This is a genomic window from Chitinophaga sp. MM2321, from assembly GCF_964033635.1.
GTDB lineage: Bacteria > Bacteroidota > Bacteroidia > Chitinophagales > Chitinophagaceae > Chitinophaga.
The window spans coordinates 4280861-4301141 of the sequence record NZ_OZ035533.1 but is presented as its reverse complement, the minus strand read 5'-3'; the positions used below and the strand labels follow the sequence as shown (position 1 = coordinate 4301141).

General features: G+C 46.5%; 14 protein-coding genes. 4 read left to right on the top strand and 10 right to left on the bottom strand.

Annotated features, from left to right (window positions below):
- The first annotated feature begins 124 nt into the window (after positions 1-124).
- Together ABQ275_RS16625 and ABQ275_RS16620 are read left to right on the top strand one after the other, a co-directional pair.
- Positions 125-2329, top strand: coding sequence for a hypothetical protein (locus ABQ275_RS16625; protein ID WP_349314274.1), 2205 nt, complete (start codon positions 125-127; stop codon positions 2327-2329).
- A gap of 29 nt (positions 2330-2358) precedes the next feature.
- Entirely contained in the window at positions 2359-4245 is a 1887-nt protein-coding gene (locus tag ABQ275_RS16620) for an alpha/beta fold hydrolase (RefSeq protein WP_349314273.1), read from the top strand.
- Positions 4246-4274: 29 nt separating this feature from the next.
- Here the strand turns inward: ABQ275_RS16620 and ABQ275_RS16615 are convergent, their stop codons facing one another.
- The 10 genes from ABQ275_RS16615 to ABQ275_RS16570 form a co-directional block, all read right to left on the bottom strand.
- Positions 4275-4733, bottom strand: a complete 459-nt coding sequence (locus ABQ275_RS16615) for a DUF1569 domain-containing protein (RefSeq protein ID WP_349314272.1) — start codon at positions 4731-4733, stop codon at positions 4275-4277.
- Between the two features lie 107 nt (positions 4734-4840).
- On the bottom strand, positions 4841-6076 hold the full coding sequence (locus ABQ275_RS16610) for a DUF6596 domain-containing protein (RefSeq protein ID WP_349314271.1): 1236 nt from the start codon (positions 6074-6076) through the stop codon (positions 4841-4843).
- A 56-nt stretch (positions 6077-6132) separates the two neighbouring features.
- Positions 6133-6471 (bottom strand): YciI family protein, encoded by a 339-nt coding sequence (locus ABQ275_RS16605; RefSeq protein WP_349314270.1) that lies wholly within the window; start codon positions 6469-6471, stop codon positions 6133-6135.
- Positions 6472-6535: 64 nt separating this feature from the next.
- A complete protein-coding gene (locus ABQ275_RS16600; RefSeq protein ID WP_349314269.1) occupies positions 6536-7009 on the bottom strand; it encodes a carboxymuconolactone decarboxylase family protein in 474 nt (157 codons plus the stop codon).
- Positions 7010-7203: 194 nt separating this feature from the next.
- Positions 7204-8241: a hypothetical protein gene (locus tag ABQ275_RS16595; RefSeq protein WP_349314268.1), complete on the bottom strand. Its 1038-nt coding sequence runs from the start codon at positions 8239-8241 to the stop codon at positions 7204-7206.
- A 17-nt stretch (positions 8242-8258) separates the two neighbouring features.
- A complete protein-coding gene (locus ABQ275_RS16590) occupies positions 8259-10517 on the bottom strand; it encodes an arylsulfatase (protein WP_349314267.1) in 2259 nt (752 codons plus the stop codon).
- Positions 10518-10519: 2 nt separating this feature from the next.
- Entirely contained in the window at positions 10520-11815 is a 1296-nt protein-coding gene (locus ABQ275_RS16585) for a mandelate racemase/muconate lactonizing enzyme family protein (protein WP_349314266.1), read from the bottom strand.
- Positions 11816-11850: 35 nt separating this feature from the next.
- Positions 11851-14142: an arylsulfatase gene (locus ABQ275_RS16580; RefSeq protein ID WP_349314265.1), complete on the bottom strand. Its 2292-nt coding sequence runs from the start codon at positions 14140-14142 to the stop codon at positions 11851-11853.
- A gap of 12 nt (positions 14143-14154) precedes the next feature.
- The gene (locus ABQ275_RS16575) at positions 14155-15591 is read right to left on the bottom strand and encodes a RagB/SusD family nutrient uptake outer membrane protein (protein ID WP_349314264.1); all 1437 of its coding nucleotides are present in this window, start codon (positions 15589-15591) and stop codon (positions 14155-14157) included.
- Positions 15592-15600: 9 nt separating this feature from the next.
- Positions 15601-18693 (bottom strand): TonB-dependent receptor, encoded by a 3093-nt coding sequence (locus ABQ275_RS16570; protein WP_349314263.1) that lies wholly within the window; start codon positions 18691-18693, stop codon positions 15601-15603.
- Between the two features lie 671 nt (positions 18694-19364).
- Between ABQ275_RS16570 and ABQ275_RS16565 the strand changes: the two genes are divergently transcribed.
- Both ABQ275_RS16565 and ABQ275_RS16560 read left to right on the top strand, forming a co-directional pair.
- Positions 19365-19958, top strand: coding sequence for a methyltransferase domain-containing protein (locus ABQ275_RS16565; protein WP_349314262.1), 594 nt, complete (start codon positions 19365-19367; stop codon positions 19956-19958).
- A gap of 38 nt (positions 19959-19996) precedes the next feature.
- Positions 19997-20269: a hypothetical protein gene (locus ABQ275_RS16560; RefSeq protein ID WP_349314261.1), complete on the top strand. Its 273-nt coding sequence runs from the start codon at positions 19997-19999 to the stop codon at positions 20267-20269.
- Positions 20270-20281 lie beyond the last annotated feature (12 nt).

The following is a 20281-nucleotide window of genomic DNA, read 5'->3' as shown; positions in this document are numbered from 1 at the left end:
TTAAAACGGGGGCGGATCTTTGGATCTTCCCCCGTTTTTTTTATATGTTGCAGGTCAGGCTATGTATTTAAAATAATAATTGTTAAATTAACAATTATTATTTTAATAATTCCCCGGACCCGTTATGAAACAACTTTTGTATATAACTATTTTTTGCCTGCTGGCGCCCATGGGAGCAATGGCGCAGCCACCCGTTTCCTGGGAGTATACCAGCGGCAGTTTGCGGTTTCATTGGGACCCCGTAGCAGATAAAGCAACGCTGACGGATACCGTTACGCACGCCGTTACCTGGCAGGGTGGCCTGCTGCCTTCTTTTTGGGTAAAGGATGCTGCAGGGCAGCACCGTTACCTGAAACCGGAAGTCAGCAAAGCTATGCAGCTGGACAATGGCAATAAACTGGTATTGTCCCTGGAGCTGGCAGCAGCCGGAAACGGACAACTGATCATAGAACGGGCGCCATGGGGCATGCGTTTCAGCGAATTACAATTCACCTGGCATGATAAAGCGCCGGAAATTATAGAGATGTATATCGGGGCTTCCGCATTGCCGGCAAACGCTGCGAATGTAAAGCCGGTATGGGACCGCCCTTTTATGCCGGACTGGCAGACAATGGGTTATTGTGTACCAGGCGCCAAAGCCGGCACCGTACAAAGCTATTTCCGCATGTGGGATTTTGGTCAGCCTGATATCGCCCTGGGAAATTTTGGTCCTTCCATGAGTACACCCTACGGCGCTGCATTTCCGCGGCCGGTATTATTTACCGCCATGGGCGCCGGTAAGGGATGGCTGAACATAGGCGCCGGCAGTATACCGGATGCGGCTATGACACTCAGCATCAGGGCTACCCGCGGATGTTTCCGCTACCTGTACCGGGAAGACCTGTGGGGCGCACCCACCGGCAATACAAGGACCTGGCAGGATCTGCTGCGCATCACGATAGACACTACAGCTTTAGGCGCCTTTGAAAAATATTATACCTCATTTCCGGTCATAAAAAAAGAAAGCATACCTGCGGCTACGTCGGTATGGAATACCTGGGGCATGTGGCGCTTGAAAAAATATCCGATCCGGCCCATTGCCGATTTTATGCAACAGATGGGCAATGAGATGATGGTACTGGATGATCCCTGGGAATCTTCACAAGGCTCCGGTGAACCGGATCTCAAACGTTTTCCCGCTTTTTATGAAGACATCGCTTATATCCGGAAGAAGGGGGTGAAGATTGGTATATGGGAAACGCTCGGCTGGATAAAAGATACACTCGCATGCAAACTGGGTACCCAGGATCTTATTGTAGATAGTAATGGAAAACCCTGCATGGCCAATTGGAACTTTGACCCCAGCGGCGACGCTTATTATTGCCTGGATGTAAGCTCCCCGCGTGCCCGTGCTTTTTTACAGGAACGCACCCGCCGCGTGATGCAATCAATAAAACCGCAGCTCATCAAGCTCGATTTTGGTTACGGTCTTCCGAGTCCTGATATGGGTGCGCCCCGTGATCCGCAATTCCGCGGTGAACGCCAATCTTTTGAGTTGGTAAGCCTCATTGCCGCCGCAGCCAAAAGTGTGGATAAAAATGTGATCATCATGTATTACGGTATCAGCCCGTTGTGGGCGCCGGTAATGGATATGGTGTCACTGGATGACCAGGGCGATCTTTGGTATGATACCCGGCAGGGCCACCAGGAATGGAGTATATGGGCCTCCCTTTTATCGCGGCAGGGCATAGCTGTTAGCGGCTCTTCTTCTTACAGCTGGACAACCGATGATGAAGTACTGATGAACACCATTATACTGGGATCTCCGGGCGCCGTGCTGGGCACAGAGCTGGACAACGGCGCTCCGATACCGGAACAATACCTGAACAAACGATGGGCCGTCAATAAATGGTATCGCCGCACCGTATTGTGGACGCCTTGCTGGCTTAACAGTCACACCGGCGACCTGGAACAGCCGCCGCACCTGCGTTGCTGGGGACGCGAGGAAACAATAGCCGGTAATAAAATACTCACGGCATTAACCCTGAGAGAAGACAGCAACAAGGATTTGAAAGGTACGCCTGCTGAAAACATCCGCTGGTCCGGTAATTGGGGACTGATATCGCAGGATGACCGGCCGGTAACAGCTTCCGGTAAACTGGCCATTATTCCTTTCAGTGCCGGGCATCTTTCATTACCGTATCATAACAAGCCGAAAAAAATAACGCGGCAAAATATTCATGGTGCTTCCGCTGCCGTTAACTGGACCTGGAAGAATAAGGTACTAAACATCACAGTGACGGAAGAAGCGTTCCGGGATACAGCCGGTTTCCTGGTAGAAGCAGAATAACACTAACATTGTTGTAAACATAAACACATATGCCACAAAGATCGTATCGCATCGCCCTTATTATCCTGGCCTTATGGTTGCCGGCTTTTTTTAGCTGCAAACAGTCTCCCCCTTACCGCGACCTTACCCATAACAGTGCCGTTTTCGGGCATAAGAAGTTTTATCGCTTATACCTGCCCGATGGCTACAATAGCACCGCCACACGTTATCCTGTTATTTATTTTTTCCACGGATGGGGCGGCAGGCATTTTAAAGATGATAATGCGAAGTTGGCATACGAAAAACTGCAACAGCTGGTAGATAAATACAAAGTGATCCTGGTAATGTGGGATGGTAATATCGATGAGCAGGAACCCCGGCCATATAATGTAGGCAATCATGAAGATGTAAAGTTTGAAGTACAGATGAAGGATTATTTTCCGGAACTGGTCAACTATATCGACAGTGCTTACCGCACCGAAGCTGATCGCAGACACCGCGGCATCATCGGTTTTAGCATGGGTGGTATCATGTCTTTTTTTCTCGCAGGTAAATATCCGGATAAAGTAAGTGCTGCTGTAAGCATGACAGGCAGCCCCGAATTTTTCATCGGGTACCCCCATGACCATACGTTGTACCCTTTACGTTATACATTTAAAAACCTGCAACAGGTAAGTACGAGTATGCATACCAGTGATTCAGATATTTTATATTATCTGAATGAAGAAGTCCGCGCCGGCGCCTTATGGGAAGGCGGCGTATCATTTGCTTATCACGCTTTTAAAGGCGGGCATATGGTAGATAAACCCGGAGAGACAAAGGTTTTTGACACGGCCATGCGGTTTGTGGTGGACGCCTTTAAAAATCCGCTGCCGCCAGCGAAACTCTGGTCGCACTACGATCTGTATCCCGACTTTAAAGTATGGGGATACGAAGTGGCCAGTAACAAACAAACACCTGGTTTTATATTCCTCCGCAATGTTGATAAAAGCGGCTTTGGTCTCTATACCCGGAAATGGTTACCGGATGGGCCCTCGTTGCCGGACGTGGAATCGAGTGTGCTGACAGCGCCGGTATATACTCCCGGGCACACCTACCAGGTAGTAACCTGGCGTGCGCAGGGCAACAATACTGATGTGCGGGAAGTAAAGAGTGATGAACAGGGAAGATTGTCCTTTAAACTGGACGCTGCCGGCAGTGAGGTTGGCATCTTTGACAAAAAGGATGCACCGGCATTTATTTGCCTGGACTATAAAGTGGGCGACAATAGCAGGTACCTGGGGGTCAGTCAGCATAACCGGCTTACTTTACGATTACTGAACAGGGGCGGGGAGAATAACCTGCCGCAGGAAGTGAAGGTAACGGTAAGTGCGGTAGATAGTGCCATCGCGCTACCTGTGGCTACCAGCATTATCAAAGCAACACCGGGGCAGCGTATCCTGACGCTGCCACCGCTGGAAGTGGCATGTAATAAAGTGCCACCACCACATGCAGAGCCCTGGCAGGTAAAATTGAAAGTGGTCATCCAGGTAGGCGATCACACTTTTAATGATGAACTCACCGTGCCCGTATGGTTTAATACAACAGCATTTGATCAGATAAATATAGACGATGGCAAGGCGGTAAGAGATACTGTTTTAGGAAGTGGTAACGGCAACGGTATCGCCGAAGCAGGGGAGAAGATCATGTTGTATCAGGGAACCAACCGCCTCCGGATTTATACAGAAGATCCCTGGGTACACCAGGAACTGGTGGAAGAAATAATTCCCGCCCGCTGGCCGGATGGCTTTACCTCTGCCAGTGTACTCCGGATTGCACCCGGTTGCCCTGATGGACATGAAATAAACTGCCTGGCAAGCTATGAAACCAAAACCTTTAACCCTATCGAGCGAAAGGTGACCTGGGGAAAAGTTAAGCTAACGGTAAGGCATAAATGAATTTCTACCGGGCAGGATGAAATGAAAAATTACACGCCAAATTGTGTTAAATGATGATCTAAATGTTTATAAAACATATTATTCCATTCCTGCTTATTCAAAGCGCCGAATGAAAGAGACATTTTGTTGTCGAAGCTGGCTTCGCCTGCTGCACTGGTTTTATTGATATAGTCGATCAGGCGGCGTTTTTCTTTTTCAAAATCCCTGCTACCTTTTATTAAAAAAACAGGAGCTGTCTGTGAATTATGTTTATAGGGCGTTTCGTTTGTTACTATTCTCTTTACGAATGATTTCAAAATGAATTTCATGAGGAAATTGGGCTTGGGATGGGTATTTTCATACACCATTTCATAGGTTACATTGCAGTGCGCCAGCATTTGCGCTACATCCATTTTTCCCCAGTTGGGTGTTGTATCCGGTTTCAACTGATTGATCCTGTTAATTACTTCGTCGGCAACGGCCTGGGTGAAAATATTGGGTAATGCCATTATTCAGCTTTTTTGATGTTATTTATTAACATCAAAATAACTCCTTATTTCTTATAAATATTTTTTAATATTTCAATGAGGCTGCTTATATTATCCTTACAAATTTTTTACCCAAGGGCGTCAATTTTCTCCTGGATGCCTTGTTTTTCCGTTTGTGTTTTGGCTAAAGCATAAGCCTTTTGAAGATGTAGTTTTGCTTTGGAGGTATCGATGTTTTTGTAAAGTTCTCCCAGTAGTAAAAAATAAAAATGATTGCTTTCCAGTTTTAGTTTCTCTGCCTCCACCAGGGCCGCTTGTGGTCCATCCGCCTTGTATAGGGCAAAAGTCCGGTTAAGGGCCACGCTGGGGGAATAATTAATCTGCAGCAGCTGGTTATATAATTGCAGGATATGCTCCCATTTTTCTTTGGTATCTTCTTTTATGCAATGCCAGTAAGCGATGCTTGCTTCTAAATGATAGGAACTTATTTCATCTCCGGCTGCAGCAAGATTTAGAAAATGAATACCCTGGTGTATGAGCGTGGTATCCCATAATGCTTCATTTTGTTGTTCGTAAAGTACTACGGTGTTTTCATTGGGTTGCCTGGCATCAAACCGGGAGGCATGGAAACACATGAGGGCTATTAAAGCATTTGTTTTTGGCCGGTTAGTTCTTTCATAGGCGGTTAGCATGAGGCCCAGACGTAGTGCTTCTATACACAGGTCTTTTTGCAGGATCTGGTTCTGCGTCTGGGAATAATAGCCTTCGCTGAAAAGCAGGTAAATAATGCGCAATACATTATCCAGCCGGTTGACGATCTCATTTTCCGATGGTAGTTCCATCTTTATTTTTTCGGTCCGCAATTTTTCTTTTGCCCGGAATAACCGTTTGTTGATAGTTTCTTTATTAGATAAAAATGCTTCGGCAATTTCATCAATACCAAAACCGCAAAGGATGCGTAATGCCAGTCCTATCTGCGCTTCGCTGGCGATTACCGGATTGCAGATGGCAAAGAGCATCTGTAACTGGCTGTCTTTAATATTCTGCTGTGAGAAATCCAAGGTTTCGGGTAAGTGATTTTTTTCTTCTCTAAAAGTTAATTCGGGGATTATTTTATTTTCAAAGATTTTGTTTCTTCTAAAATGATAAAGTGTTTTTTGTTTGGCTACGGTATATAGCCAGGCGGTTGGATTTTTGGGAATCCCTTTAATGCCCCATGTTTCTGTTGCCTGCAAAAATGTTTCGCTCACAATATCTTCCGCTATTTCTATATGCTGTAAACCGTACAGCTTACTGATAACAGCCACCATTTTTGAAAATTCCTGTTGAAATAGCTGTTTTAAAGATGCATGCTCCTTTTCCATATTTAATAGTAAGCACCACTCTTGTGAAAGAGTGGTGCCATTTCTTTTATATAGATTTATCCAATGATAGCCCGTATTTCAACACTGCCGTTTGCATCCAGCGCCGGACAGCCATGTGCTAATGTGATAGCATCTTCCAGGTTGTCTGCTTTAACAATGATAAAACTGCCCAGTCGTTCCCTGATTTCAACGAAGGGACCATCCGTAATCACACCACCTGCTTTCAGTACTTTACCCTCCAGGGCAAGGCGGGTGCCATTGCTGGCTAATCTGCCCTGTGCTGCTATGCTTCCTGCCCAGTCCTGCCATTTTTTGGTAAGCGCCTGCATTTCTGTTGGCGAGGTCTGGCTGTAATCATAGTTGGGTTGCCGGAATAATAGCATGAATTCTTTCATCTTTCCGGGATTTAAAATGTGATTGAATACATAAGTTACACCAACTTTTTTTTACCATTAATGATTATTTTGCGTGCGCAAACTGACCAGGCTCATAGGTGCCTGCTGTAGTACGGAAAGCAATGTTGAGCCGGTTATAACTGTTAATGGCTATAACGGCTATTGTCAAATCTATCAATTCTTCTTCAGAAAACTGACTGCGTGCTATTTCGTATACTTCATCCGGAACATGCCCTGCCGTAACCCTTGTAACGGATTCTGCCCAGGCGAATGCGGCCCGTTCGCGCTCGGTATAGAAAGGCGCTTCCCGCCATGCATCCAGGGTATAAATACGCTGTTCTGTTTCGCCGGCAACACGCATGTCCTTTGCATGCATATCCAGGCAAAAAGCACAGCCATTGATTTGTGATACCCTGAAAGAGACCAACTCACGCAGCGATTGTTCCAGGGATGATTTTGCCAGGTACATTTCCAAGCCATACATGGCTTTAAAGGCGTTCTGACCTTTTTCGGCCAGGTTGTAAATCCTCGGTTCCATTTTGTTTATGATTTTAATCGTTATTGAATGATTACACTACAATAATGACTGAGATAACCGAAATAGGACAGGTGCTGAGATTTTTTTTGTTAAAACCTGGTTTATCTTATTTTGGTTATAACCCATCATAAAGCAAAAGGAAATGCCCAGTGCAAACGGGAGGTGTTTGCACTGGGCATTTATCAGCAATAACATCACTTTGCCTTCAGCTCCCCGATGGCAATACCACTCTCGCCTGCTACGGTATACAACAGGTATAACTTCTTTCCTTCAGAAAATACATAAGGATCGCGCAACTGCTGTACTTTTCCATAGTATAACCCTGCTTTTGATGGAACAGCCGGTATATCCGCACCTTCATAATCTTTGAGCGGCGCTGCAATTTCCACAGGATCAGATGGGGACCACGTTTTCCAGTCGTCATTCAACTTTATCCGCGACAGCAAGATCCTTTCAGGTGCATCTCCGATCCGGCTGTAAAATACCAGTAATGTATCTCCCTGTAATTTAACAGCAACATGACGGATGTAGTTATCTTTTGTTTGTTTCGCACTAAATGGATTATGCCCCTGCTCAAATGCGGCAATACCATCTGCCGATCTTCCTAATTGCCCGGCGCGGGACAGGGAATAATAATATTCCCCCCATTTGAATACGCGGAAATAGGAGAACCCAAGTACGGTTGTATCCGGATGAAAATGAATACCATCCTTTGAGGTAGCTCTGAACGTATACTGGCCCTTGTATTTGTCGTTTACAAGTGGACAATGAAAATACATGACCAGCTGCTGATGAGCGGTGTCAATCAATATATCCGGTGAGGCAACGTGCGTTACCGCATCTTCGGCGCTTTCTGCGCCATCGTGCCTGGTACTATTGCCTGCGGTGGGAAGCCCGGTTTCACATACTTTACAATCAGACAATTGCAACGTGCCCGGCTTATATATTTTCCAGGGCCCTTTCAGGTCATCAGCATAGGCCAGGCGTATGTATTTACCCTTGTGGTGGGCGAAATACAAATAGTATTTTCCTAGTTTCCGGGGCAGCCAGGAAGGCGCTTCTATCAACGTAGGTCCGTTAATGTTATCACCATCGGCACCGCTGAGCAGACTGGCTTTTATAATAGGATTATTTTCCAGCCGTTCGAAAGAATAGTTTTGTGCATAAGCGGTATGCGCCAGCATAAAACAGCAGCATACAGCGATCCATTTTTTTATATGTATCCGATCCATTTTTTAAAAGTTAATGATTACCTGAAATCGATATCTACCTGATTAATAGTACCGGTGAAAGCAAAGGGTACAGCATACTGTGTGGAGACAGGTGTGCTGATGTCCCGGCCAACTTCCAGGCCTTCATAGGAGGACGCCAGCGCAGCGTGTCCGGTTTTAAGTGCTGACACCTGCCGGTCATTTATAAACAGGGCGATACCGTTACCATTTTCCTTGTCATAAGTATGTGCGGCTTTCAGCTTCACATGCCCGGAAGGGAGAGCTGCATCACCGGTGTTTATTTCAAATACTTTATCACCGGTATTATAGGCAAAGTATAATTTCCTGTTTTTAACAAACAGGGAGAAGCCCCCGGAGCGCCCGCCATTGGCAAGCAATACACCCTCCGCACCCGAAGCCGGCAGCACCACATCTGCGGTGATGGAGAAAGAAGTTTTGTTAAAACCCGGGCCATGTGTAACCGTGGAAATACCTGGATACAGTACCACATGTTCTCTGCCGTAATAGCTGCTCCTGGTTGAACCTGGCAGCCGCTCATGCAGTGGAAACACATTGTATTTTGTTGCCTCTTCATCAAAAGCTTCCTGTAGTTGCTTCAGCTTATCCGGATATTGTGGTGCCAGATCAATCCTTTCATTTACATCTTCCGCCAGGTGATAAAGCGTCCATATGTCTGTACTGAAGTCGGTGCCTGCCTTGTGGAATGCACAGGCTTTCCAGCCATCTTTATAGATGGATCTTGCACCGGATATTTCATAGTACTGAATCGTATGACGGGAAGGTGCTTCTTTATCGCTGATAGAATAAGCAAAGCTGGTTCCTTCAAACGGGGCCTGCTCATACCCGTTTATTTTTTCGGGAACCTTTACACCGGTCAGCTCTATGGTAGTAGGTAGTATATCCGTTACGTGACTGTATTGCTGGCGGATGCCGCCCGGCTCTTTTATCAGTTTGGGATAGCGTACAATGAGGGGGTTATGGGTACCTCCTTCACTGTTGGCATATCGTTTATAATACCGGAAAGGCGTATTGGCAGCCATTGACCAACCCAGCGGATAATTTGTATTGGCTTCTGCCGTACCGATGATACCGATGTTCTCTATATTTTTCTGCAGGCGTTGTTCGTCAGTGATATCTTCATTATTCTGTTTCACATAGCCTACCTGTGTACCTTCCTGGCTGGCACCATTATCACCTACCAATACAAACACGAGGGTATTGTCGAGTTGTCCGATCTGCTCCAGGTAGTTGATCAGCCGGCCTATTTCGAAATCTGTTTGCGACAGGTAGCCCGCATATACTTCCATGAAGCGTGCGTATAGTTTGCGGGTAGCAGGGTTTAGTTCGTTCCATGCTTTCACACCGGGGTTCCGCGGAGGCAGCTGTGTGCCCGCGGGAATGAGGCCGGCCTTTATCTGGTTCTGCAATACCTGTTCCCGGTACTTGTCCCATCCGCCATCAAATTTACCTTTGTATTTGTCTATCCATTCTTTTGGCGCCTGGTGAGGCTGATGCGTGGCGCCTGGTGTATAGTAGAGGAAGAAGGGCTTCTCCGGCGCGGCGGACTTTTGTTCGGCAATATAGGTGATGGCTTTATCCGTGAGCAGTGTCGTCAGTAATTTTCCCTGTGGATCATCTCCCAGTTTGTGTGTGTCTTCCCATAGCAGCGGGTGATACTGATCTGTTGCCCCGGGTATGAATCCGTAGTAATGATCAAATCCCCTGCCGGTAGGCCACCGGTTAAAGGGGCCGGCGGGTGTTATATCTGATGGCGAAGTCAGGTGCCATTTGCCCACAGCAAAAGTATTGTAACCGTTTTCCCGCAATATCTCCGCAACGGTTGCTTTCTCAAAAGGCATATAGCCATCATAGCCTGGTGTACCGATGCCTAGCTCCGGATGCATACCGAAATGAACGGAGTGTGAATTTCTTCCGGTAACCAGTGCGGCCCTTGTGGGCGCACAGATAGCGGTAGTATGGAAATTGGCATACCTCAATCCTCCGTTCGCGAGTTTGTCGAGGTTAGGCGTTTCCACCAATCCTCCAAAGGTACTGGTAGCGCCGAATCCAAGATCATCTATCACTATCCACACCACGTTGGGCGCACCGGCGGGTGCCTTTACTTTTTCAGGCCACCATTGTTTCGTGTCCTGCAGGGTTTTGCCGATAGTGCCCTGGTACTGTGGCAAAGGCTCATGCTGTGCATAGGCAACGGAGCCACTGTTCCAGCAAACAAACATGCCTGCCGATATAAATATCTTTCTGATCACTTTCATGACTATACGCTTTTAATATGTTTTTTAAGCTCGGAATAGTTCAGTTCATAACCCAGTCCGGGCCTGTCCGGTACCGTGATGTAACCATCTTCTACTTTTTCAGTAGGGGTTAGCAGCTGGCTGCTCCACGGCACTTCATTGAATGCATATTCCATGATGGAAAAATTGGGCAGACCTGCGCATACCGCTACAGTAGCAGCTGTTGCCACAGGTCCGCTGGGGTTGTGGGGTGCTACCTGGATGTTCCCGTTGGTTTCTGCCTGTGCCGCAATGTATTTGCACTCCAGCAGACCGCCGCAATGTTTTACATCCGGCATGATAATACCCAGCGCCTGCGTGTTGAGTAAGGTGGCATATCCTTCCCTGCCGAAAATGGATTCTCCACCAGCCAGCACCTGTGTAATAGCTTCTCTGATCTCTTTTGTTTCAGCAGGATACAGGCCGGGGGCAACCGGTTCCTCAAACCAAAACAAACGGGCGGGTTCCAGCTTGCGCGCTGTTTCCTTTGCGAGGGGTACATCCAGGTGACTATGCACATCTACCAGCAGTTCAGCATCCTTGCCGATAGTGGCCCTTACCTTTTCTATGCAATCTATGGCGTAGGCAATATCTTCCTGAACCTGTTGCGGTGTAGCATTTTTCAGTGGCCTCATTTCATCAAACGGGGCCAGTTTTACAGCCTTAAAGCCATGTTGCAGGGCAAGTGCTGCATTTTCCCGGAAGGAGTCAACAGCACGCCGCCCATTGCTGTCACGTTGATTGGAAGCACGGTTAATATTGGCGTACACCCTGATCTTATCTCTTACTTTCCCGCCCAGCAGGTTATATACCGGCACTTCCAATGCTTTACCACTCAGATCCCACAATGCCTGTTCGATCCCACTGAAAACTGTTCGCGTCAGTTTATCCGTTGCCTTGGGCAGGCCGCGCTGCCTGTATTGTTCAATATTAAACGGGGATGCTCCTTTTATCAGTTGAAAAAAATCCTGCACTGTATTTTTCAATGCTCCCTCAGAAGATTGTTTTGAAAGCGCATGCGAACATTCTCCCAGTCCTGTTAACCCCTTGTTTGTTTTTAATTCAATAAAATACCAGTCGCCTCTTGCATTTACTTTCACCACATGAAGATCAATACCTGTTATTAAAAGCCCCGGTACTGTTTCAGTGGGAACGGCACTGCGCTCATTTGCGAATAATGAAGCAGGCCCCAGTAGTGGTAACAATAAGCCGAAGCGTGACAGCTGTAAAAATGATCTTCTGTCGAAAGCTGTATGTTGCGATGCTGTTTTATGCTGCATGGCTGATTCCTTTTTAAATAATGTGTAATACTTTCTCACTTCTCCGTTTCGATAATCACTTTATGGATGGTACCCGTGAACTGGTAAGGCACTGCATAGGCATCTCCTACGGCTGTAATGCCATCTCTGCCTACATCTATACCTTCATCCAATGCGTTGTACACCGCCCTTTCCAGTGGGTTGACTTTCAAATACTGCTGTGCTACCTGTGTGTGGCCGATATAAAGACTAAGGTCACCACCAGCTTTTGGATGCGCTTTATCCGGTATGAAAGCTACTTTGAAAGTATTACTTCCTGCACTCACCGGACGGTCGGCAACAAGGCTTGCTGTAACCTGGCCGTTTGTTTGCAATAACTGTAGTTTTCCATCTTTTATAAACAAACTGATACCACCGTCTTTACCGCCATCAGCAAATAAAACACCTTCCGCTCCTGTATCGGGAATAGTGGTTTCCGCCGTCACAGAAAAACTACCTTTTGAGAGGTTCGGTTTTCCATATTCATTCAGTTGGGTGATGCCAGGATATAATACGGTAACGGATTTACCGGTCTTCTTCTTTGGCTGGTAGGAACGGCCTTTTAATGGATAGACGTTATATTTCCGCGCTTCCTCATCAAAAGCTTTTTTAAGTGCTGCCAGTTTTGCCGGCTCCTTTGCTGCCAGGTCATTTGATTCTGACCAGTCTTCGGATAAGTGATACAGATTCCAGGTGTCTTCATTAAAACCTTTACCATCCTGGTGGTAAGCGGTTGCTTTCCATCCATCTTTATAAATAGCCCGGTTGCCGGTGATTTCATAATACTGAAGGGTGTGTCTGGAAGCGGCGGTGGCATCTTTTACGGAATAGGCCAGGCTGATTCCCTGAACGGGTTCCTGTTTATATCCATTAATCACATCAGGTATTTTTGCGCCTGTCAGTGCTACGGTGGTAGGCAACAGATCGATTATATGGCCGTACTGATTGCGGATACCGCGCTCTTTTATTCCTTCCGGATAAAAGATGACGAGTGGTGTATGGGTAGCCCCTTCACTGTTCGCATCATATTTCCAGTAACGGAAGGGCGTGTTGTCTGCCTGTCCCCATCCCTGTGGATATACCGCATAAGATTGCGCGGTGCCAAGTTTGTTATACTGGCTGAGCAGAGAAGGCACTTCTTTGTCTATCTCTTCCTGGTTACGGGGCTCATAAGCGCGTTCTTCCGTGATACCATTTATGGATCCTCTTTTAGTGCCTCCGTTATCTCCCAGTACAGCTATGATGAGTGTGTTGTCCAGCTGACCGGTTTCTTTCAGATAGTTGATAATACGGCCAATTTCATAATCGGTATGAGAGAGATAACCGGCATATACCTCACGGAAACGGCTATATAATTTTTGCTGATCTGCCGTCAGCGAATCCCATGCCTGTACTTCTTCGCTGCGCGGAGGCAGTTTGGTATTGGCAGGAATAACACCAGCTGCCAACTGGCGTTTGTATACATCTTCCCTGTATTTATCCCATCCGGCATCAAATTTTCCTTTGTATTTATCAATCCATTCTTCAGGTGCCTGATGGGGAGAGTGGGTGGCGCCGGGTGCAAAGTAAAGGAAGAAGGGTTTGTCGGGTGCACTGGACCGCTGGTTGGCAATATAATTAATGGCTTTATCTGCCAGCAGCTCTGTGAGGTGTTTGTTATCAGGTGCCAGGTCTATTTTATCATTGCCTTCCCATAATTGTGGGTGCCATTGATCTGTAGCTCCTGTGAGGAAGCCGAAATAATGTTCAAAGCCTCTTCCCAGCGGCCACCTGTTGAAAGGCCCTGCCTGCGTGCCTTCGCCGGGCGGTATCAAATGCCATTTGCCTACGGCGAAAGTATTATAACCGTTTTCTTTCAGTACTTCCGCGATGGTGCCGGCTTCGAAAGGCAACCGGCCATTATAGCCGGGCGTACCGATGGCGGCTTCTGCGAAATAGCCGAAGCCAACCGCATGTGAATTACGGCCGGTCAGCATGGCAGCCCTGGTAGGAGCACATACACCTGTATTGTGAAAATTGGTATACCGCAAACCATGGCTACCCAGACTATCCAGCACCGGTGTGGAGATCAGTCCGCCGAAACCGGTAGTGGTACCAAATCCTACATCATCCAGCAATATCCATATCACATTGGGGGCATGCGCGGGTGCATGCTTTCCCGGTTGCCACCATTCGCGTGTATCCGCTACCGTTGTACCGGTCTTTCCCTGGAAAACCGGTTTGGGATCATGCTGGGCCTGTGCATGATAACCGGTGAGGATTGACAATAAGAAACCGCCCATTATTTTAAGTGTGTTGCTGTTATTCATTTCAGATAGTATTTAGTTCTCCCAACCTGGGTTTTGGGTAAGGGCAGGATTTGCACTGATCTCTCCCTGTGGGATCGGGCGCAAATAATGTTTTTCTACCGCATTGGGTTTGCCCCATGCATGCAACTGGGTAAGGAGCCGTTTGGTCCGCACCAGATCAAACCAGCGTTGGCATTCATACACCAATTCCAGTCTTCTTTCCAGGTACACGGAATCGCGGAACTGGTCTTTATTAAGCCCTTCGGGAAGATCAATCAGTCCCGCCCTGTGGCGTACCCGGTTGATGCTGGTATAGGCTTCCCCAACAGGGCCGTTTTTTTCGTTCACGGCTTCTGCATGAATCAGCAATACTTCTGCAAACCTGATGACAGGTACATTCTTGGATGATTCCTTCAGATCGGATAATGCAGCCGGATCGTAGTACTTCGCAAAATGAGGAATGAAAGTGTAAACTTTTCCATTTGTGGGGCTTACCAGTGAGGTGAAGAAAGTCACGTCTCTACGTTTATCCACCGGAGAATACAAGTCGTAAAGACCTTCCGTAGGTGCATCGGAATCACCACCTGAAATACCGGGGATGATAGGGGTGCCGCGTTGACCCAGGATGTTTCCCAGGCGGTTGGAAAATCCTTTGAACTGTGCAGAGAAGATATGCTCTTTCCCATTTTTGGTAGCTACATTAAATACATCTGCAAAATTTTCAAAAAGGTCATATCCGTAAGGACCTTTTATCACTTCTTCGCTTTTCTGAATAGCTTTATCCCATTCCTGCCTGGTCAGGTAAACCTTTGCCAGCAAAGACTTGGCTGCACCGGCAGTAGCCCTGCCGAGATCGTTGCCGGTGTATACAGGTGGTAAATTTTCCGCATCGGTCAGGTCATTGATGATCTGCGCATATACTTCATCTACGGAAGCGCGGGGGATCTGATAGCCGCTTTTATCCAGCGAAGTGGTAGGATGCAATACCAACGGCACACCACCCCATAAACGCACCAGGTTGAAATAATACAGTGCCCGGAGAAATTTTGATTCATTCACCAGCCGATCCCGCAATGTGTGATCAAATTCGATCAGCGGTATTTTGTCAATGGCAATATTGGTTCTGTCAATGCCCTGGTAATGCTGCCGCCATAATTCGGATACCCGGTTATTGGTCGTGAAAAACGAGAGGAAGCCTATACCGCGCATATCGGTGTTGGTGGCCTTCGGACCGGGAATGGCATCATCAGAAGATATATCGCCGGTTAAGTGCAGTGTTCTGCCGTATATGCCCTGTTCGGATGAATTATCACTCTGGTTCAGATTGGAATACGCGCTGTTCACCGCCGATAACGCATCTTCTTTGGTTTTATAAAACTGGTCTGCGGTGATAAAAGAAGCAGGATGCTCGTCCAGTTTGGCGCATCCTGTCAGGATGGCCAGTATCAGTAAGAAATATATTCTGTTCATGGCTATTGTCTAAAAAGTGATGTTAATACCACCGGTAAATGATTTTGAATTAGGATATACACCGTAATCAAATCCCTGGTTGGTTGAATTTTGCTCGTAGTAGCTTACCTCCGGATCAAAGCCCGTGTATTTTGTCCAGGTATAGAGGTTGGTCGCACCTACCCATATCCTGACCTGTTTGAGCTTTGAATTGTTTTTTAAAGGAAGCTTATATCCGAGGGTGATATTTTTCAAACGGAGATAGGAGCCGTCTTCAAAATAGCGGTCATAGCCTATTGCGGCCGGATCATCTTTTGCGCGGGGCAATTCGTTGGAAGGATTTTGTGGTGTCCATCTGTCCAATGCGCTGATAGCTGCATTGCTGCCACCATTCAGTATCTCAATCTGCTCCTTGTTTTTGTTATACAGCATATTGCCATAAGATCCCTGGAGAAATACAGACAGGTCAAAGCCTTTGTAAGTAAAGGTGTTCCTGAAACCACCGATAAATTTGGGCTGTGAGTTACCCAATATCCTGCGGTCGCCTTCCTGTGTGATTTGTCCATCGTTATCAAGATCTTTGAACTTCAGGTCTCCCGGTTTAGCAGTAGAAGGATTCAGCGTAAAGGCCTTTCCTTTTTCATCTCCCGTTTGTAAAATACCATCCGCTATATAACCACTGTAAGAAATAAGTGGCTCTCCAACTTTTACAATCAATGGTTGTGTTCTGGTATCGGAAGGAAGTGCTACATAATAGTAATCACGGTCGCCACCCAGACTTAACACCTTATTGCGGTTGAGCGAGAAGTTCAGAGAAGTGTTCCAGGTAAAATCACCTTTCAGATTGTCTGAATTTATTTCCAGCTCAAAACCTTTGTTCTGTACAGCGCCGTAGTTCTGAAGGGAAGTAACCTGACCGGTAGTGGTAGGTACCGGAACATCCAGCAGGAGATTTTTTGTTTTCTTGTAATAGGCATCCAGCACAATACCGATCCGGTTGTTCACGATGGAGAAATCCAGCCCGGCATTATACTGGTTGGTCGTTTCCCATCCGAGGTTTGGATTGGCCAGTTTGTTAGGCGCAAATCCGGTAACGTAGTTGTCGTTGAAAACATAACCGGTGGTGATACCAAGAGTAGCGAGTGACTGGTACACGCCGATTTCCTGGTTGCCTGTGGAACCGGCGCTAAGCCTGAGTTTCAGGCTGTTGATATAGGGTGTGGCCGGTGCAAAGAATTTTTCATTGCTGATTTTCCAGGAGAGCGCACCGGAAGGGAAGTAGCCCCATTTATTATTTGTACCAAACCTGGACGATCCGTCTGCACGAAAGGTAGCGGTTACGAAATACCGGTTATCATAAGCATAATTCACCCTGCCCAGGAAGGAGTTCAGCGCCCATTCCCTGCTGCCCGAAGCAGATGCCGGCGTAAAGGAGGCACTGCCCAGGTTATTGTATTTTAGCTGGTCATTCACGAACTGCTGTCCGCTGGCGATCAGGTTTTCACTTTTAAATTCCTGCTGGGTAAAACCGGCCAACAGATCCAGTGAATGCCTGTTGAAGCTCTTTGAATACGACAAGGTATTTTCATTGAGCCAGGTATTTGAGTTGATAGAGCCTACTGATGCACTGCCATTTGCCTGGCTTCCTGCAAAAGTAGTGGTGGGCAGGTACCTGTTCTGTTTATTGTTGAGTACATCACCCCCCAGCGATACCTTCAGTTTCAGTCCTTCCAGTATTTCATATTCTGCAAAGGCATTGCCGAGGAAACGGAATAAGGAGGACTGGTTGGTCACTTCATTGAGCGTAGCCACGGGATTGGTAATGCTTCCTTCAAAAGGTGTTTCAATAGTATATTTTCCTTCGTCGTCATAAATGGAAACGGTAGGTGGTGTTCTTAACAGTGCGAGTACAATGCTTTGGTCGGCAATATTCGCAATGGATTTATTCCCGGTAACGTTGATCCCTAACTTCAGTTTTGAGGAAGCGTTTATATCCAGGTTTACACGGCCGGATATCCGGTCGAAATCAGTGTTGCGCAATATACCTTCCTGTTTTATGTAGCCACCGGATACCAGGTAATGTACGTTTTCATTACCACCTGAAATAGTGAGCTGGTGGTTTTGTTGTGGTGCAGTGCGGAATGCCGCACTTTGCCAGTCGGTACCTTTTCCCAGTTTACTGATTTCTTCCGGTGTGTATTGCAGCGGTTTGCCGGCATCGGCCAGTGCATCATTTTTTAGTTGTCCCCATTGGGCGGCATCCAGCAGATCCAGTTTTTTTATTACCTGCTGTACGCCGTAAGAGCCGTCGTAGGTGATCGCAGGGGTACCTGCCTTGCCTTTTTTAGTGGTGATAATAACAACGCCGTTAGCGCCTCTTGAGCCATAAATGGCTGTAGCGGAGGCATCTTTCAGGATATCTATTGATTCAATATCACTCGCATTTATTCCCGCCAGGGCATTGATGCTGGGGCCACTCACTACACCGGCGTCCGCAACGCTGTTATCATTGTATACCGGAAACCCGTCAATAACGTATAGCGGTTCATTACCAGCTGTGATGGAGTTGCCACCACGGATACGTATGCTGATAGCAGCGCCCGGCTGACCGGAAGTCTGCGTTACCTGTACACCAGGTACAGCGCCCTGTAAGGCCCTGTCGAAAGATGTGAGCGGCTGTCGCAGTGCCTCGGTAGGCACAGATACCACTGACCCTGTCAGGTCGCTTCTTTTTTGTGTTCCATAGCCTACTACGACTATCTCGTTCAAATCGGACTTATCCTGTACCAGCCGCGTTTGTATTTCCTGCTGGCCGGCTACGGCTATTTCTTTTGACTGGTAGCCGAGATAGCTGAATATCAGGATAGCTTTTTCATCTACCTGTAGCTCAAAATGGCCATGCGCATCCGTAGATACACCACGGTTCCCTCCTTTGATCTTGATGTTTACACCAGGCAAGGCTACGCCCTGCTCATCGGTAACTTTACCGTGAACGGGATATAGCTTAACAGAGACGGAATGTGTCGGGAAATTTAAGCCTGGAGCGGCATTAATGATACCTGGTAGCATGACCAGGTTCAAAAGAAATAGGAACGAGTTCTTGGCACCCGCGTACTTTTTCATATCTTTAATCGGTTTTATTAAATGATTTGTTCGTTGATAAAACTGCCGGGAACCCAGGAGTGATTGGCGTTACGTACTGGGCGACCGAAAGAAGGCAGGGATTAAATCCTGCCTTTTATTTTTTCCAATAAAAGGTGTAGAATGGTGAATTGCTGAAAACTCAACAACAGCAGGGAGAGGGAGAAGAAATATGTTGATAATGGTTGGCAAGGAAGCGGAGACTGAGTCGGGAATGCTTTTTCATGATTTAAAATTTATTCATTTCTGTAAGTAATTTAATTCTTCATGGGCAAATGTAATACTTAGCTTACAATTACACAACATATTCTATAGATTTAGTAGGCTAATAGAAAATATTTGCGTTTACCCGACTACCTGAGTAACCCTTCAGGGCGCATTCCTCATAGCGGAGCGGACGATATTTATCTGTCGTAAATCACCCCCTGATATTTTCATTTCTTTTGATAACACGTTGCTAAAAAGTGATTTTTTGCAGCTTTTTTATTGAAAAGTATCAGTTAAACGGAAGGGATCTACTGCTACCTTTGCGGCACGAAATGATGCATACTCCTGCGGAGCAATGGATTATTTAGCAAAAAAAATATTGCGTATCCCCTAAAACCCGTGCCTGGAAAGATGATATTCTTTCTAAAGGGGGGCTGATAAAAAATATGAAGAGTATTACATTAGATCCGACATGGTATGTAAATGATGCGGCTTTTGACTGGTTGTACCCGGAAAGGATACAACAATTGTCCAGGCAGCACTGGACACCGGTAGAAGTGGCAAAGAAAGCTGCAAAGTTCCTGGCTTCAGAAGGAGGGAAAATACTGGATATAGGTAGCGGTGTCGGTAAGTTTTGTCTTATTGGTGGGCATCATTTTCAGGAAGCTATATTTTACGGTGTGGAACAACGGAAAGAATTATATCATTTTGCGCAAGCCGCCAAAGAGTTAACAGCCGCCAGGAATGTTGATTTTATCAATGGCAATTTTACGCAGATTGATTTTGCAGACTTTGATCACTTTTACTTTTATAATGCCTTTTTTGAAAACCTGGTGGAGGATGGGCATATTGATCAGGATATGGAATATTCAGTAAGTCTGTATAAATATTATTCGCGTTATATGTTTAAAGGGCTGGACGATAAGCCGAGCGGTACCAGGTTAGTCACCTATCATAGCCTGGAAGATGAAGTACCTCCCAGTTACCAGTTAGTAGATGCAACGGTAGATTTTTTATTGAAAATGTGGATAAAGAGATAACAGATAGAACAATCAGCGGATAGCTTAAAAATTAGAAAATGGTAATAGATAAGCATACATTATTGGTGATCGAAAAACTGCAGCTGACAGAGAATAACAACCAGGTAGAAGGGGTCATTTCAGCAGCCATTTCCAACCTGGAGAAAACAGCGAATATTGAGGCAGCCAGACTTTTTATTTTGCAACTGAGCGGGTGGCTCAAAGATTTATCGCCGCTCGATTGGAACAGTACCCAATGGAGTTGTTTACGTTACGCATCTATATACCTGTCTATATACCTGCGGGAATATTCAATGACGGCGTTGGTATAAAAACGGATGGTC

Coding starts and splice junctions, on each gene's coding strand:
- ABQ275_RS16625 (WP_349314274.1), top strand. CDS start 125: ATGAAACAACTTTTGTATATAACTATTTTTTGCCTGCTGGCGCCCATG.
- ABQ275_RS16620 (WP_349314273.1), top strand. CDS start 2,359: ATGCCACAAAGATCGTATCGCATCGCCCTTATTATCCTGGCCTTATGG.
- ABQ275_RS16615 (WP_349314272.1), bottom strand. CDS start 4,733: ATGGCATTACCCAATATTTTCACCCAGGCCGTTGCCGACGAAGTAATT.
- ABQ275_RS16610 (WP_349314271.1), bottom strand. CDS start 6,076: ATGGAAAAGGAGCATGCATCTTTAAAACAGCTATTTCAACAGGAATTT.
- ABQ275_RS16605 (WP_349314270.1), bottom strand. CDS start 6,471: ATGAAAGAATTCATGCTATTATTCCGGCAACCCAACTATGATTACAGC.
- ABQ275_RS16600 (WP_349314269.1), bottom strand. CDS start 7,009: ATGGAACCGAGGATTTACAACCTGGCCGAAAAAGGTCAGAACGCCTTT.
- ABQ275_RS16595 (WP_349314268.1), bottom strand. CDS start 8,241: ATGGATCGGATACATATAAAAAAATGGATCGCTGTATGCTGCTGTTTT.
- ABQ275_RS16590 (WP_349314267.1), bottom strand. CDS start 10,517: ATGAAAGTGATCAGAAAGATATTTATATCGGCAGGCATGTTTGTTTGC.
- ABQ275_RS16585 (WP_349314266.1), bottom strand. CDS start 11,815: ATGCAGCATAAAACAGCATCGCAACATACAGCTTTCGACAGAAGATCA.
- ABQ275_RS16580 (WP_349314265.1), bottom strand. CDS start 14,142: ATGAATAACAGCAACACACTTAAAATAATGGGCGGTTTCTTATTGTCA.
- ABQ275_RS16575 (WP_349314264.1), bottom strand. CDS start 15,591: ATGAACAGAATATATTTCTTACTGATACTGGCCATCCTGACAGGATGC.
- ABQ275_RS16570 (WP_349314263.1), bottom strand. CDS start 18,693: ATGAAAAAGTACGCGGGTGCCAAGAACTCGTTCCTATTTCTTTTGAAC.
- ABQ275_RS16565 (WP_349314262.1), top strand. CDS start 19,365: ATGAAGAGTATTACATTAGATCCGACATGGTATGTAAATGATGCGGCT.
- ABQ275_RS16560 (WP_349314261.1), top strand. CDS start 19,997: ATGGTAATAGATAAGCATACATTATTGGTGATCGAAAAACTGCAGCTG.